The organism is Rathayibacter sp. VKM Ac-2856 (genome assembly GCF_013205055.1).
Classification (GTDB): Bacteria; Actinomycetota; Actinomycetes; order Actinomycetales; family Microbacteriaceae; genus Rathayibacter.
In genome coordinates, this window is record NZ_JABMLF010000001.1 from 868,647 (window position 1) to 884,174 (window position 15,528).

Below are 15,528 nucleotides of genomic sequence, written 5' to 3' on the forward strand. Positions count from 1 at the left end.
TCACCGCTCAGCCTTCACTCGCTGGCGAAGATCCTCGACGATGGCAGTCCGCTCGGCAGCCAGTCTGCCCCTCGCTGCCGAGATCCGCTGGTCGTAATCGCGGCGGGCGGCAGGATCGGTCCGAAGCCGATCCACCAGCGCCGAGATCTCATCCACGTCGAACCCGTTCACGGTGAAGACGTAGTCGGAGAGACCGAGGTCGCTGAAGGCGCCGAAGCCTTTCCGCTCGTAGGCGAGGTGGATCACCCAATGGCCGGCGGCGAGGCCCATCAGTGCAGCGTGCAGCCGGACGGCCACGACCACGCGACGGCTGCTGCGGTCGAGGTACTCGCTTCTGGAGAGGATCCGAGTCGGTTCGAGCGCCTCGACCACCCGGGTGTCGTCATTGCCCGCACCTGTGCTCTGCACGTATCCGTCGAAGTCGCCCAGCCGCCTCGCGAGCTCGACGACTCCGGGCGCCGTCCGTCCCCGGACCGCCCGAGCGGTCAGGACCACCTTCTCCGCGGGCGCAGTGTCGCGCCGATCCGCCCACTCGCCGCTGATGAGGGCCATGTCGGGCGACCGCCGCAGGTTCGCGAGACCGATCTCCGTCATGCTCCGATCGTCTCGAAGGTGCACGAGGTCGATACCCGCGAGCAGCCGTCGCAGCAGGGCGCGCGAGCCGAGCCTCAGCGGCCCGATGCTCTGCGGCAGGTAGACGGAAGGCACGGAGGAGCGGGCCACCGCGCGCAGCTGAGCCACATGGGCCAGCGCGGTCTTCGCCGCTTCGATCGGATGTCCGAAGCGGAGATATCCACCTCCGACGCCCACGAGAAGATCGAAGTCGCCGAGACGCCGCAGCACCGCGGTGAGCTCGCGCGAAGGCCCCCGCTTGCCGAACGACGCGTCGACCACCGTCTCAGGACGGTCGCGAAAGGTGTCGGGGTGCAGCGCGAGGACCGTCACGTCGACTCCGTCGGGAAACGCGTCATGCAGCATCTGCACGCCCTCGGCGACCAGCAGACCGTCTCCGGCGTTGGTCGCGCTGTAGCCGTGAAGGAGCAGTGCTTTCATCGGGCAGCCACCTTCTCGTAGACCCGCACATGGGCGTCGATGCTGTCGCTCCAGCGGAAGCGTCGCGCCCATTCAGGTCCCGTCCGGGTCGCGGTCTCGAGCCAGCTCGCGTCCGTCGCCGCCGAGACGACTGTCGCGGCGATCCCCTCGGCCGTCAGGTCCTCGATTGTGCGCGCCGGACCGGCGACCTCGGCGAGAGACCCCCGTCTCGACGACACGGTCGGCGCTCCGGCCGCCATGGCCTCGAGCACGGGGAGACCGAAGCCCTCGTAGAGGCTGGGGAAGACGAAGAGGGAGCAGGCCTGCATCAGTGCGATGCGGTCGGAGTCGCTGACGAAGCCGACATGCAGGACGTTCGGCGCAGCCTCGATCTCCCGCATCGCCTCCGCGAAGTTCCATGCGGGCTTCCCTGCGATCACGAGCGGCAGTCCCAGAGAGACGACCTCCGGAGTGGAGAACGCGCGCACGAGTTCCCGCAGGTTCTTCCTCGGCTCGATGTTGCCCAGGTAGAGGGCGAAGCGGGCGGGCAAGGCCGCGGACAACTCCGTGCTCAGAGGAGTCCGCGTGGAGAAGGCCGACGTGTCCATGCCATGAGGGATCACCGTGATCGACCCGCGGTCGAGGGCGAACACCTCGGCGATGTCATCGGCAGCCGACTCGCTGACGGTGATCAGGGCGTCCGTCGATGCGATCGCCCTTCGCACGCGTTCCCGCCACACCCACTCCTGGCGACTGGATCGGGCGACATCGATCCACCGGCTCGCGACGCCGTGGACGGTGACGAGCGAAGGCCCGGCCGTGCGGACCAGGGGCCCGGTATCCGCGGAATAGTGCAGGACGTCGGTCTTGTTGCGCCGACCGTATGCGGTCTCGGCGAGCATCGTCGCGACAGCGGAACCCCGCGCGGGGATGATGCCCGTCTCGATTCCGCGGGCGGCGATGCCGTCTCTCACCGCTCGGGCGTAGGTGGTGTTGCCGCCGACGTGACGATCGACGATTCGCTCGGGAAACAGGACCTTCACCGGATGGCACCTTCGATCAGGGACGAGTAGACCTCGCGCAGCGCCTGCGCCTGGCGGTCGGAGTTCATGGTCTCGAGCAGCTCCGCCGACCTCCGCCTGACATCCGCCTCGACCGCGGGATCGGAGAGGAGTTCGGTGACGAGGCGTCCCACCTCCGCCGCCGACGACGCGCGCAGCAGCGGAGTTCCGTCGAAAGCGGGGATGTCGCGGACGACGATCGGCAGACCGAACGCAGCGGCGTCGAGGACGGACAGGGGGAAGCCCTCGTAGCGCGCAGAGTGCACGTACACTACGCCGCGCGAAAGGATTTGACGGATACCCGCGCCGTCCAACCAGCCCGTCACCTGCACTCCCGCCGCCTCGAGCTGTGTTCGTGCTTCATCGTCGCCGTCACCGATCCAGGTGAAGACCGTACCGGGCCGCTCGGACCTGATGGTCCGCACGATGTCCGTGAAGTACGAGGGATCCTTCTGAGCAGAGATGCGCCCGATCATGACGACCTCGTCGGCGACCCGGACGCTCTCGCCGACGCGGTCCGGATGCACGGAGGGCGCGTTCGGCAGGTAGAAGCTCCGCACAGCCGAGCTCATCTCGCGTGTCAACCGTTCCTCGTGTGGCGACAGGACCACGACGGCCGCGGTACGGGGCAGAAGCACCCGCTCGCTGTTCCGATAGAACGTTCTTGTGAGCGCAGAGATCGCCGGATCGTCGAACTTGTAGCAGTGCGGTTCATAGATGATCGGAGCGCGCTGCGGGAGGACCCGGGAGTAGACCCCGGCCCAACTCGAGTGAGCGTGGACGACATCCGGATCGAGCTCGTCGATAGCGCGACGGGTCTCCATGATTCGCGAGAGGAATCTGCGTGGGAGCCTTCGGAGCGAGGCGAACGAGCCGTCGTTCGCGGGCTCCTCGTCTCCTTCCCAGAGCAGGTGATGCTCGAATTCCGGTGCGAGAGAGACGACTGTGTCGATCGCTCGACTCACTCCGCCTGCGTAGCACTCGGTCACATGGAGGACTCGCTTCATACCGGACGTGCACCCATCGCGCTGATCTCCTTCGGACTCGAAACTCATGACAACGTGCGGAGGACGGGGATCTCGACGGCGCTCTGCCGTGGCACCGGCTCCGCGGCGCAGCACTCCGAGCGCGGCTCCTGCGCCGCTGCGGACGGTCCGCACGGCACGATTCGAGGGCTGCCGCGTACGACGCCGACCCAGCTGAATCAGCCTATGGGACGGTCGTCCGGCGAATCGTTCGGAGCACCGCGCAGGACTGGAGCGAGCGCCCCCCGTCCGAGTCGCACCAAGATGAGACTCCCTTGACACCGGTTCGAGGGCAGGGCTGAGCACACTCGGCGAGCGATACGGTGATGCTCGACGCCGCGTTGCGGAACGTCGAGGTGGTCGAGCACAGGCAGGGACGAGGCAGGTGATGAGTCCGTCCGACGCCATCGCCCTGGAGGAATCCGTCGCTCTCGCGCATGCGCTCGCCGCTCATGTCGCAGTGGAGATCGGAGCACGGTACGTCGTGTTCAAAGGGCCCGTCGCGATCATGCAGGGTTTCCGCGACAGCAAGCCCTCCTCGGACGCCGACATCCTGATCGAGCCCGGGCGTCTCGACGACTATCTCGGCGCGATGTCCCTTCGAGGGTGGTCTCCTCGTCGAGAAGCCGCGGCGCCGCGGTTCTTCCCCGTGCACTCCGTCTCGCTCTATCATCCCGGCTGGGCGAGCGACATCGACGTCCACTTCCGTTACCCGGGCTTCTTCGCGTCCGACGCAGAGATCTTCGAGGGGCTGACAGCGGAGTGCGAGACGAGGGTCGTCGCCGGGCGTGGAATCCAAGTCACATCGCCCCGCGCCGGCGGACTGATCCTGGCCGTTCACGCGCTCCGCGATCCCCTCCGCGCCCAGAGTGTGCGCGATCTCGACGCCGTCGCGCGGATCTTCGCCGTGCGGTTCGAGGACGAGGACGAGAAGGCCGCCACCGTGCGCCTGGCATCGCGGCTCCGAGCGCGTCATACGCTCGCTCCGTTGTTCGACCGGCTCGCGATTCCCTCCGAGCCCAGCGACCTCACCCCCGGGGAGGCGCGAGCCTGGCGTCTGGTGGTGGCGGGGACCGGCTCCACGGCGTTCCACTGGTGGGTCGCGTTCCGTGATGCCTCCTTCAAGGAGCGCCTCGAGTTGAGTCCACCCGCTCTGCGGGCTGTCCTCGCTGCAGTGCGCTCGGGGAAGAAGCTGTCTGCAGGGCCGCGAAACGAGACGGGCGTCGTCGCTCGGCTGCGGCTCGCGGTTCACGACATCCGGCTGTCCAGACAGGCACTCCGCTCATCCGAGGAGACACCCGGAGATCCGCCGCCCTGACCCACTCGCCGCGCCCGACCGATCCTCCGAGCCCAGCACATCTCCGCGATTGACCCCCAACAGAGCCCTCGAACTCTGAGCATGCTTCAGGTGCGACGCCTGGGATGACGGCAGCCGCAGGATATCCGCATGACCTCCCTGGGCAGTGCGATGACGACTCGGCGCCGCGTGATGGCCGCGACGGGCGCGGGAGCTATGGCGGCGCTCCTCGCTGCACCGGCTGCCGAGGCGGAACCGGTCGACTCCTCCACCCTCGATGACCGACTCGCATCCCTGGTGCGAACACCGGCGGCGAGGACGAACGCCGCGCTGCGGCGGACTCCCGCGACGATCCTGGTCGAGGACTATCGACTGCCCACCGACGCCTCCGACTGGTACTGCTGGGATCGCGCCCTGACGGCGGCGAAGGCCGTCCCAGGGCCGACCATCGTCAGAGCCGGCGCGCGCGAGTACCAGTTGAGCAAGTCGTGCAGCCTCGCCGGCCACTCGCAGCTGACGATCGAAGGCGCCGGAATCGGCGCCACGGTGATCTCAGGAATGCTCCACGTCAAACTCGACGCAGCGTTCAGCCTTCGGAGCGGCACGGAAGCCGCCTCGGACATCACCATCCGCGGCATGACGATCAAGGGCAGCCTCACCAACTCGGACGCTCTCGGCACCGACTACGCCAGAGACTCGCGCGAATTCGTGATCGACTGGTCCAAAAGCGCAGGAATCATCTCCTCGGGCACGAGCGGGACGCGCGGGCTCCAGGCGGCGATCGAATTCGTCGGCGATCTGCTCCCCGGCGGGGAGTACCCGAGCATCAGGAACGTGACCGTGGATCGCGTCGAGCTGTGGGGATTCCGCTCGATTCCGGTGAAGCTCTACGGCATCCGCGGATACTCGCGAATGACCGACTCGACCGCTCACCGCTGTCTCGACATCGGCTTCCGCTCCAATCAGGCCGTGATCTTCTCGGGGAACCGCATCCGGTACTCAGCGGACAACGGCGTCTCGATCTCCCGGGGCTCCCAGCACGTGGTCTGCACCGGGAACGACGTGCTCGGGAGCTACTACAACGGCATCTGGGTGGGCGGCTGGGAGGACCAGTCGGGTCCGACCGGCGTCGTCGTCGTGGGGAACACGATCGATCGCTCTGCCCGCCACGGCATCTACGCCGCCGGAGGATCCAAGAGCCTGTCGATCGCAGGCAACGTCGTCACCCGGTCCGAGCGGCTCCGGGAGTGGTGGGAGGGCTGCGGGATCTTCGTCAGCGGACTCGACAGCACGACGGTGACCGACACCGACGGAGACGGGTCGACGGACGACGAGCGCCTGACCGGTTCCCTGTCCATCACGGGGAACACGGTCGCCGACAGCGACCGAGGGGGAATCCTGATCGAGCGACGCTGCAGCAACATCGTCGTCTCCGCGAACGTCGTCATGCGCCCGGGGCGGATCGCGAAGCCCAACGGCACGGCGCCGTCGATCGCCTACGGCAATGAGAGCTTCGGCATCTCGACTCCCGACGCATCGGGGACGACCTCGAACGTCCTCGTCACCCACAACCTGATCGTGGACGACCGGAACGGAGTGTCGGCACCGTCCGCTTCCGCACTGACGTCCGCCTCCTCGGCCGCGGAACCGGCCTCGATGGGCTACGGCGTCTTCCGCCCGGGTGGCGTCCCGACCTGGACCGCGAACGACAATGTCAGCAGCGGCGGGTCCCTGGTCGCCCTGGACACTGCTCCGCGGACCCTCGGAGATCGGATCGCGCTGGGTGCGCCCAGTGCGGAGGTCCGGATGAGGGTGGACAAGAGCCCCGGCGGCAGGTGCCTCCTGGAACTGCGCCGTGCCGGAGCCGTCCAGTGGACACTCACATCGAACACTGCTGCGGAGGTCGGAGCGAGCAAAGGCTCCGATCTCCAGGTGATCGCGGGCAGGGACGACTCTTCGACCGTCAAAGTGCTGACCGGGCGGCGGACGGACGGGCGCTTGACGGTGAACTCGTACGCCGTCGTCGCGCCCGCCGCTGTCCGGCCGGATCCGGCCTCAGCCGGCGTGGGCGCCATGATCTTCGACTCGACCCTCGCGCTTCCGCTCTTCTCCGACGGCACCGACTGGCGGACAGCGCGCGGGACGCTCGTATGAGACCTTCACCGTCCCTTCTGAAAGGACCACCGAGATGACGAGAACGACGGGGACGAGCGGCACTCGAGCAGGCGAATCAGCACCGGATCTCCGCGCCGCCAGCAGGAGGACGCTCTTGGCCACCGCGGCTACGGCGGCTGCGGCGATCGGCCTCGCCCCGCGGAGCGTAGCGGCACCGGTCGACTCCGCCGACCTCGATGCGCAGGTCGAGGCTCTGGTCAGGAATCCCGCGAGCAAGACGAACGACGCTCTGGTCGGCGGCACCTCCCTCTTCTTCGTGGACGACTACGTCCAGCCGGGCGACACATCCGACGTCCAGTGCTGGGATCGAGCACTCCTCGCGGCGAAGGCGTCTCCCGGCCCGTCCGTCGTCCGCGCCGGTGCACGCGCCTACGTGTTCAGCAGAGCGTATTCGCTGGTCGGCCACAGCGATCTCACCATCGAGGGCGCCGGCATCGGTGCCACCGTCATCTCCGGCCTGCTCAGCACGACCATCGGCGCGGCGTTCGTCATCAAGAGCGGGACGGCAGCGACGAGGAACATCGTGTTCCGCAACCTCACTTTCAGCGGGTCGCTCTCCAACGGCGCCGCGCTCACCGATGTCGCTCGGGACTCCCGCAAGTTCGTGTCGGGCTGGTCTGCTTCCGGCGGCGTGACGGCGACGAGCACGGCGGGAACGCGTGGACTGCAGTCGTCGGTCGACTTCGTCGGACGACGTCACGCTTCCTCGTCTCCCATCGTGTCCGACGTCGCGTTCGACAGCGTCGAGTTCACCGGCTTCCGCGGATGTGCCGTCAAGATGTGGGGCATCGACGGGGCGGTCTCCGTCACCGACTGCTCCTCATGGCGTTGCATGGACATGTCGTTCCGCTCGGTCGAGTCCGTGCTGTTCACCGGGAACCGCATCGAGCTGTCGGCCGACAACGGCGTGTCCTTCTCCAGCGGTGTGCAGCGTGTCGTCTGCTCCGGCAACAGCATCCACGGGAGCTACTACAGCGGCATCTGGTGCGGTGGGGCCGACGGGCTCCCGGGCCCGACCGGCGTGACGATCACCGGGAACTCGATCGACTACTCCACTCGCCACGGCATCGTCGCCGAAGGAGGCGCGACGACGCTCTCCATCACCGCGAACACCGTCACTCGTGTCTCGCGTCAGCGGGAGAACTGGGAGGGCTGCGGGATCTACCTCGCCCGGCTGGGCAGCGCCATCGACCTCGACGGCGACGGCAGCACCGACGACGAACGCCTCAGCGCGTCGATGTCGATCAGTGGCAACACGCTCGTCGACTGCGATCGGGGCGGCATTCTGATCGACGAAGGATGCAGCAACATCCTCGTCTCCGCGAACATGATCGTCAGGCCCGGCCGGTCGCGCCGTCCGGACGGATCCGCCCCCGACACCGCGACGGGCTCCGACAGCTTCGGCGTCTCCACTCCCGGAACCAGCACCGCGAACACGAACATCTTCGTGTCCCACAACATGATCGTGGACGACCGGAACGGCTCATCCGCACCGTCGGCCTCCACTCTGACCGACGATGGGTCACGTGGGGAGTCGCCGTCGCTCGCCTTCGCAGTGCACCGGCCGCAGACCGCGGAGTCGTGGTACTCGTGGGACAACGTCGCCAGCGGCAATCTCGTCCCTCATGAGGAGACGGGCGAGCGGCAGCTCGGACCGTACATGACCATCGGCTACCCGACGAGCTACCAATCGAGCCTGACGCTCGACAAAGCGGCCGGCGGAAGCTCGTCGATCGACCTCACTACGGCTGGAGCGTTGCGGTGGCAGTTCCGATCCGACGACGAGCCTCAGGCAGAGGGCTCCGAGACGTCGGAGCTTCAACTCCGCTACGGCCGCGATGACGGCAGCGTGGGTACCGCGTTCTCCGCCCGGCGTTCCGACGGTCGGATCACGTTCCAGTCCACTCTGCAGCTGAGCAGCGGCAGCACCGCGAACCGCCCGGACCCTGGGCTGGCCGGTCCGGGCGCCATGTTCTACGACACGACGATCAGACGGCCGATCTTCTCGGACGGCGCGCGATGGCGTACCTCGGAGGGCGCGACGATCTGACGCGCCTTCGCGCCTCAGCGCACCGCCACCGTCGACCGGTCGCGCCCCGTCAGGTCCCGCTGCGTCGTCGCCCCGCGCCAGCCGTCGGCGGTGAGCAGCGCACGGATCTCCGCCCCCTGCAGCTCGCCGTGCTCGATCACGAGCACTCCCCCGGGGCGCAACAGACGCTGCGCCGTGACGGAGAGAGCGCGCACGACATCGAGGCCGTCCTCTCCCCCGTACAGAGCCGCCGGCGGGTCGTAGAGGCGCACCTCCGGGTCGCGCGGGATCGCCGCCGCCGGGATGTAGGGCGGGTTCGACACGACCACCGAGACCGTTCCGTCGAGCTCCGGCAGCGCCTCCGCGAGGTCCGCGAACACGATGCGCGCGTTCTCCAGCCCGAGGCGGTCGCGGTTGCCGCGCGCCCAGATGAAGGCGTCGACCGAGTTCTCCACGCCGATGACGCGGGCGTGCGGCACCTCGTGAGCGAGGGCGAGCGCGAGACCGCCGCTGCCGGTGCCCAGGTCGACGGCGAGCGGCGACGGGTCCGCGACGGAGCGCAGGGCGTCGATCGCGAGCTGCGCGACGCCCTCCGTCTCGGGGCGCGGCACGAAGACGCCGGGGCCCACCGCGAGCTCGATGCTCCGGAACGGGGCGACACCGGTGATGTGCTGCAGCGGCTCGCGCGCGGCGCGGCGCTCGATGACGCGGTCGAACGCGTCGACCGTCGACTCCTCGAGGGAGAGGCCGGTGATCAGGCGCGCCTGCAGCTCGCCCCGGCCGAGGCCGAGGAGGTGGCCGAGCAGGAGCTCCGCGTCGACGGTCGGATCGGGGACGTGCGCCCGGCTCAGCCGCGCGACCGCGTCGGCCAGCAGGGAGCGGGCGGCCACGGGAGTCGTCACCGCGGTCACGACTCCTCGGAGCCGATGTCGGCCAGGCGCGCCTCCTCGTCGGCCTGGATCGCGCTCTCGACCACGGGGTCGAGCGCGCCGTTCATCACGCCATCGAGGTTGTACGCCTTATACCCGGTGCGATGGTCGGCGATGCGGTTCTCGGGGAAGTTGTAGGTGCGGATGCGCTCGGAGCGGTCCATCGTGCGGATCTGCGTCTTGCGCGCGTCGGAGGCGGCGGCGGCGATCTCCTCCTGCTGGCGGGCGAGGATGCGGGCGCGGAGGACGCGCATGCCGGCCTCGCGGTTCTGCAGCTGGCTCTTCTCGTTCTGCATGGAGACGACGATGCCGGTCGGGAGGTGAGTGATTCGCACCGCGGAGTCGGTGGTGTTCACCGACTGGCCGCCGGGGCCGGACGAGCGGTAGACGTCGATCTTGAGGTCGTTCTGGTTGATCGCGACCTCCTCCGGAGCGTCGACCTCGGGGAAGACCAGCACGCCGGTCGTCGAGGTGTGGATGCGGCCCTGCGACTCGGTCACGGGGACGCGCTGCACGCGGTGCACGCCGCCCTCGTACTTGAGGTGCGCCCAGACGCCCTGCGACGGGTCGGTCGCGTTGCTCTTGATGGCGACCTGGACGTTCTTGTAGCCGCCGAGGTCCGACTCGTCGCGGTCGAGGATCTCGGTCTTCCAGCCCTTCGCCTCGGCGTAGTGCAGGTACATCCGGAGCAGGTCCGCGGCGAACAGCGCGCTCTCGGCACCGCCCTCGCCACCCTTGATCTCCATGATCACGTCGCGGCCGTCGTCCGGGTCGCGAGGGATGAGCAGACGGCGCAGCTTCTCCTGCGCGACCCGCAGCGACTCCTCGAGCTCGGGGACCTCCTCGGCGAACGCGTCGTCCTCGCGGGCGAGCTCGCGGGCGGCCTCGAGGTCCTCGCCGGCCTGGATCCAGGCGGCGTGGGCGGCCTTGATCTGGCTCAGCTCGGCGTAGCGGCGGTTGACCTTCTTCGCGCGCGCGGCGTCCGCGTGCAGGGCCGGGTCGGACAGCTGCGTCTGGAGGTCCTCGTGCTCGGCGAAGAGGACGCTGACGGATTCGAACATGGGGTTCCTGGTTTCCGGGTGGTGGTGGAGGGTGGGTCTCGATACGCCCGCTGCGCGGGCTACTCGACCAGCATGGGCGATCCGCTGCGCGGCCTGCTCGACCAGCATGGGCGGCCGCAGGCGCCGGATTCGGGACCCTGGACGCGAAAACGTCCGCGGCCGCCCCGGGGAGGGGCGACCGCGGACGTGAGGGCGCTAGTGGTGGCCGTTGCCGTGGTTGGCGGTGGTCGGGCCGACGGCCGACTTCGAGACCTGCATCAGGAACTCGACGTTCGACGACGTCTCCTTGAGGCGCGACAGGATGATCTCGAGCGCCTGCTGCTGGTCGAGCCCGGCGAGGGCGCGGCGCAGCTTCCAGGTGATCTTGACCTCGTCCGAGCTGAGGAGCATCTCCTCGCGGCGGGTGCCCGACGCGTTCACGTCGACGGCGGGGAAGATCCGCTTGTCGGCGAGGTGACGCGAGAGGCGGAGCTCCATGTTGCCGGTGCCCTTGAACTCCTCGAAGATCACCTCGTCCATCTTCGAGCCGGTCTCGATGAGCGCCGTCGCGAGGATGGTGAGCGAGCCGCCGTTCTCGATGTTGCGCGCCGCACCGAAGAACTTCTTCGGCGGGTACAGCGCCGACGCGTCGACGCCACCCGAGAGCACGCGGCCCGAGGGGGCGGCGGTCACGTTGTACGCGCGGCCGAGGCGGGTGATCGAGTCGAGCAGCACGACCACGTCGTGGCCCAGCTCGACGAGGCGCTTGGCGCGCTCGATGGCCAGCTCGGCGACAGTGGTGTGGTCCTCGGCCGGACGGTCGAACGTGGAGGCGACGACCTCGCCGCGCACGGTGCGCTGCATGTCGGTGACCTCCTCGGGACGCTCGTCGACGAGCACGACCATGAGGTGGACCTCGGGGTTGTTCTGCACGATCGCGTTCGCGATCTGCTGCAGGACGATCGTCTTGCCGGCCTTGGGCGGCGCGACGATGAGACCGCGCTGGCCCTTGCCGATCGGGGCGACGAGGTCGATGATCCGCTGGGTCAGCTTGCCCGGCTCCGTCTCGAGGCGCAGGCGCTCGGTCGGGTAGAGCGGCGTGAGGTCGTGGAACTCGACGCGCGCGGCGGCCTCCTCGACGGTCTGGCCGTTGATCGAGTCGACGCGGACGATGGCGTTGTACTTCTGGCGTCCGCTGCCCTCGCCCTCGCGGGGCTGGCGGATGGCGCCGACCACGGCGTCGCCCTTGCGCAGGTTGTACTTCTTGACCTGGCCGAGCGAGACGTAGACGTCGCTGACACCGGGCAGGTAGCCGGTGGTGCGCACGAAGGCGTAGTTGTCGAGGACGTCGAGGATGCCGGCGACCGGGATGAGGACGTCGTCCTCGCTGATCTCGGGCTCGAAGTCGTCGCCGACCGCTCCGCCGCGGCGCTTGCGGTCGCGGTAGCGGCTGCGGCGGCCGTCCTCGCCGTCGGCCTGCTGGCCGCCCTGCGAGGAGCCCTGGGCGCTCTGCCCGTTGCCGCCCTGGTTCTGGCCGCCCTGGTTCTGCGGCGCCTGGCCGCCCTGGCCGTTGCCGTTCTGGGCGCCGCCGTTCTGAGCGCCGCCGTTCTGGCCGTTGCCGCCCTGGGCGCCGCCCTGGTTGCCGCCGTTCTGGCCGTTGCCGTTCTGGCCGTCGTTCGCCTGGCGGTCCTCGCCGCGGCGGTTGCGGTTGCGGCGGTTGCGGCCGCGGCCGGTGCCCTGCTGGTCGCCGCCGTTCTGCTGGTCGCCGCCGCCCTGCTGGTCGTCCTGGCGCGCGCCGGAGTCCGACTCGTCGCCGGCGTCCTCGGTGGAGGACTCCACGGCGTCGGTCGACTCGGGCTGCTCGGTCTGCTCGGAGCTGCCGCCGCGGCTGCGACGGCGTCCGCGACGCTCGCGCTGGCCGCCCTCACGGGAGGAGTCGTCGGACTCCGGGCCGTTGGGCAGCTCGATCTCGATGACGGGACGCGGCGCCTGCTCGGCGTCGGGAGCCTGCTCGATCACGGGCGGGAGCTCCGGGATGAGCGACTCGACGCCGCTGCCTGCCGGGATGTTGACGTGCTCGCCCGCGGCGACGGTGCCGCTGGACGCGCGACGCGAGCCGCGGCGACGGGGCGCCCGCTCGGCGGCGGGCTCGGAGACCGGCTCGGCGGCCACGGGCAGCTCGAGCTCGACCGGCGCGGCCTCGGCGGCGACGGGCGCCGGCTCGTCGGTGGTGGTCGCCGCCTGCTCGAGCACGTCGGCGGTGTCCGCCTCCGTGCTCTCGGCGGGAGCCTGCACCTCGGCGGGAGCCTCGAGCACGGGAGCGCTCTGCTCGGCCACATCGGCGGGCTCGGCCTCGACGCTCGTGCCGTCGACGACGGCCTCGGGCTGCTCGGCGAACGCCTGCTCGCCGACGGTGGCGTCTGCGACCGCGGGCTCCTCGGCGGGAGCCGCGGGCTCGGCACCGGCGGGCTCGACGTCGGCGGACTCGGAGGCCGCACCGGCGCGGAGGTCCGAGATGGCCTGGACGAGCTCGCCCTTGCGGAGCTTGGAGGCCCCGCTGATGCCGAGGCTCGTCGCGAGCGCCTGCAGCTCCGCGACGCGGAGGCCTGCGAGATCGGCGTTGGTGTCCGCGGCGGAGCCGCGGGTGTTGACATCTGTCACTGGAGAGGGGTTCCTTCCCCCCGGGAACGATCGCTCACCGGGAGAGCACATCGACCGTGCGGGTCCATCGCGAGTTCTGATCCACGCGATGCTCTCGGCCGCCGGCTCGACCTGCCTCGGGAAGCGCAGAGAGGGCACGAGCGGCCAGGCGCTGGTCTGCGAGAGAAGCAGGGGCGCCCTTCACACGATGTGATGGCCGTGATTATCGGGACGATCCGTCGGACAGATTCCGCTCGTTACGCGGCTCCTCGGGATGCGATCCCCACTGTAGCACCCTTGAAGTCGACGGCCAGCATGTGCGCACGCCAGGGCGTGTGCGCCTCCTTCGCCACCAGATCCGCGGCGGCGAGGCGCTGCGCGGGGTCGCTGCAGAGCACGAGCACGCTCGGGCCGGCGCCGGAGACGACGGCCGCGTAGCCGTGCGAGCGCAGCAGAGCGATCAGCTCGGAGGTCTGCGGCATGGCCGCGGCCCGGTAGTTCTGGTGCAGCTTGTCCTCGGTCGCCGCGAACAGCAGCTCGGGGCTCTGAATGAGCGCCGCGATGAGCAGCGACGAGCGCGAGACGTTGAAGACGGCGTCCTCGTGCGGGACGCTGATCGGCTGGAGCGAGCGCGCCAGCCGCGTCGACATGGTGTGCTCGGGCACGAAGACGACCGGGGAGACACCGCGGTGCACCATCAGCTTCTTCGAGCGCGGGCGCAGCGGCGCCTCGGGTCCGCCCTCGGCACCGGGCTCTACCCACGCGATCGTGAGCCCGCCGAAGAGCGCCGGCGCGACGTTGTCGGGGTGCCCCTCCATCTCGGTCGCGATGCGGAGCAGGTCGTCGGAGTCGAGCTGGACGATGCCGTCGAGCAGGCCCTTCGCCGCCATGATCCCCGAGACGATCGCGGCGCCGGAGGAGCCCATCCCGCGGCCGTGCGGGATGATGTTGCGCGCGGTCACGTCGATGCCGGGCATCTCCTGCCGTTGATCGGCGAAGGTGTAGGCGATCGCCTGCACGACGAGGTTCGTCTCGTCGGTGGGCACCTCGCCCTCGCCCACTCCGTGCACCGAGACCCGGGCGCCCGTGGCCGTCACGGCCGTCACGTCGAGCTCGTCGTAGGACGAGAGCGCGAGGCCGAGCGTGTCGAACCCGGGGCCGAGGTTCGCCGAGGTCGCGGGGACCTTGACGTGCACGGTGCGGCCGACGGGAACCGCCGAGGTCATGCGCCGGCCAGCCCCAGCACGTCGGCGATCGCGGCGGTGTCCACGGGCACGACGGTCGGGGTGATGTCCTCGCCGTCGGCGGTGCGGAGGGCCCACTGCGGGTCCTTGAGGCCGTGGCCGGTGACGGTCAGCACGACGGTCGCGTCCTTGGGGATCGCCCCCGCCTCGGCGCGCTCGAGCAGGCCCGCGACACTGATCGCGGAGGCGGGCTCGACGAAGACGCCGACCTCGCCCGCGAGGATCCGGTACGCCTCGAGGATCTTCTCGTCGCTGATCGCGCCGAAGTAGCCGTCGCTGACGCTGCGGGCGTTGAGCGCGAGCTCCCACGAGGCCGGGTTGCCGATGCGGATCGCGCTGGCGATCGTCTCGGGGTGGCGGACGGGGGCGCCGTGCACGATCGGCGCGGAGCCCTCGGCCTGGAAGCCGAACATGCGCGGCAGCTTCGTCGACTCGCCGCGCTCCAGCTCCTCGGAGTAGCCGCGGAAGTAGGCGGTGTAGTTGCCCGCGTTGCCGACGGGGACGATGTGGAAGTCCGGCGCGTCGCCGAGGACCTCGACGACCTCGTAGGCCGCGGTCTTCTGACCGGCGATGCGATCGGGGTTCACCGAGTTGACCAGGTGCACCGGGTAGTTCTTCGCGAGGTCGCGCGCGATGTCGAGGCAGTCGTCGAAGTTGCCCTGCACCTGGAGCAGCTGCGCGTTGTGCGCGATCGCCTGGCTGAGCTTGCCGAGGGCGATCTTGCCCTCGGGGACGAGCACAGCGGCGGTGATGCCGGCGTGCGTCGCGTAGGCCGCGGCGGACGCCGAGGTGTTGCCGGTCGAGGCGCAGATGACGGCCTTCGCGCCGTGCTCGACGGCCTTCGAGATCGCCATCGTCATGCCGCGGTCCTTGAAGGAGCCGGTCGGGTTCATGCCCTCGTACTTGACCCACACCTTCGCGCCCGTGCGAGCGGAGAGGGCCGCCGCGGGGATGAGCGGGGTGCCGCCCTCGCCGAGCGTGATGACGGGGGTCGCCTCGGTGACATCCAGGCGGTCCGCGTACTCGTGCAGGACTCCGCGCCACTGCTTGGCCATC

Annotated in this window: 12 protein-coding genes; 3 read left to right on the forward strand and 9 right to left on the reverse strand. The window is 69.7% G+C overall.

Going from position 1 to position 15,528, the window contains the following annotated elements; translation table 11 throughout:
- From HQQ82_RS04045 to HQQ82_RS04055, 3 genes are read right to left on the reverse strand one after another with little or no spacing between them, the layout of a single operon-like run.
- Complete coding sequence (locus HQQ82_RS04045) at window positions 1-1,053, reverse strand: polysaccharide pyruvyl transferase family protein (protein ID WP_173231762.1); 1,053 nt, start codon at window positions 1,051-1,053, stop codon at window positions 1-3.
- The gene (locus tag HQQ82_RS04050; RefSeq protein WP_173231763.1) at window positions 1,050-2,075 is read right to left on the reverse strand and encodes a glycosyltransferase family 1 protein; all 1,026 of its coding nucleotides are present in this window, start codon (window positions 2,073-2,075) and stop codon (window positions 1,050-1,052) included. Before HQQ82_RS04050 ends, HQQ82_RS04045 begins: the two co-directional genes overlap by 4 nt.
- The gene (locus HQQ82_RS04055; RefSeq protein WP_173231764.1) at window positions 2,072-3,058 is read right to left on the reverse strand and encodes a glycosyltransferase; all 987 of its coding nucleotides are present in this window, start codon (window positions 3,056-3,058) and stop codon (window positions 2,072-2,074) included. Before HQQ82_RS04055 ends, HQQ82_RS04050 begins: the two co-directional genes overlap by 4 nt.
- A gap of 448 nt (window positions 3,059-3,506) precedes the next feature.
- On the opposite strand from HQQ82_RS04055, the gene HQQ82_RS04060 reads away from it, so the two are divergent.
- Together HQQ82_RS04060 and HQQ82_RS04065 are read left to right on the forward strand one after the other, a co-directional pair.
- On the forward strand, window positions 3,507-4,436 hold the full coding sequence (locus tag HQQ82_RS04060; RefSeq protein ID WP_173231765.1) for a nucleotidyltransferase family protein: 930 nt from the start codon (window positions 3,507-3,509) through the stop codon (window positions 4,434-4,436).
- A gap of 129 nt (window positions 4,437-4,565) precedes the next feature.
- Entirely contained in the window at window positions 4,566-6,569 is a 2,004-nt protein-coding gene (locus HQQ82_RS04065; RefSeq protein WP_173231766.1) for a right-handed parallel beta-helix repeat-containing protein, read from the forward strand.
- Window positions 6,570-6,959: 390 nt separating this feature from the next.
- On the opposite strand, the gene HQQ82_RS04070 is transcribed toward HQQ82_RS04065, so the two are convergent.
- The gene (locus tag HQQ82_RS04070; protein ID WP_173231767.1) at window positions 6,960-7,238 is read right to left on the reverse strand and encodes a hypothetical protein; all 279 of its coding nucleotides are present in this window, start codon (window positions 7,236-7,238) and stop codon (window positions 6,960-6,962) included.
- 130 nt (window positions 7,239-7,368) lie between these two features.
- Here HQQ82_RS04070 and HQQ82_RS04075 point away from each other — a divergent pair, with 130 nt between their 5' ends.
- A complete protein-coding gene (locus HQQ82_RS04075; RefSeq protein ID WP_173231768.1) occupies window positions 7,369-8,640 on the forward strand; it encodes a right-handed parallel beta-helix repeat-containing protein in 1,272 nt (423 codons plus the stop codon).
- Between the two features lie 14 nt (window positions 8,641-8,654).
- Here HQQ82_RS04075 and prmC read toward each other — a convergent pair whose 3' ends face one another.
- The 5 genes from prmC to thrC form a co-directional block, all read right to left on the reverse strand.
- Entirely contained in the window at window positions 8,655-9,521 is an 867-nt protein-coding gene (prmC, locus tag HQQ82_RS04080) for a peptide chain release factor N(5)-glutamine methyltransferase (RefSeq protein ID WP_173231769.1), read from the reverse strand.
- Window positions 9,522-9,526: 5 nt separating this feature from the next.
- Window positions 9,527-10,609: a peptide chain release factor 1 gene (prfA, locus tag HQQ82_RS04085; protein ID WP_173231770.1), complete on the reverse strand. Its 1,083-nt coding sequence runs from the start codon at window positions 10,607-10,609 to the stop codon at window positions 9,527-9,529.
- Window positions 10,610-10,804: 195 nt separating this feature from the next.
- The gene (rho, locus tag HQQ82_RS04090) at window positions 10,805-13,249 is read right to left on the reverse strand and encodes a transcription termination factor Rho (RefSeq protein ID WP_367947802.1); all 2,445 of its coding nucleotides are present in this window, start codon (window positions 13,247-13,249) and stop codon (window positions 10,805-10,807) included.
- Window positions 13,250-13,485: 236 nt separating this feature from the next.
- Entirely contained in the window at window positions 13,486-14,454 is a 969-nt protein-coding gene (gene thrB / locus HQQ82_RS04095) for a homoserine kinase (protein WP_173231772.1), read from the reverse strand.
- A complete protein-coding gene (thrC, locus tag HQQ82_RS04100) occupies window positions 14,451-15,527 on the reverse strand; it encodes a threonine synthase (protein ID WP_173231773.1) in 1,077 nt (358 codons plus the stop codon). The genes thrB and thrC overlap by 4 nt, the downstream gene beginning before the upstream one ends.
- Between the last annotated feature and the right edge of the window lies 1 nt (window position 15,528).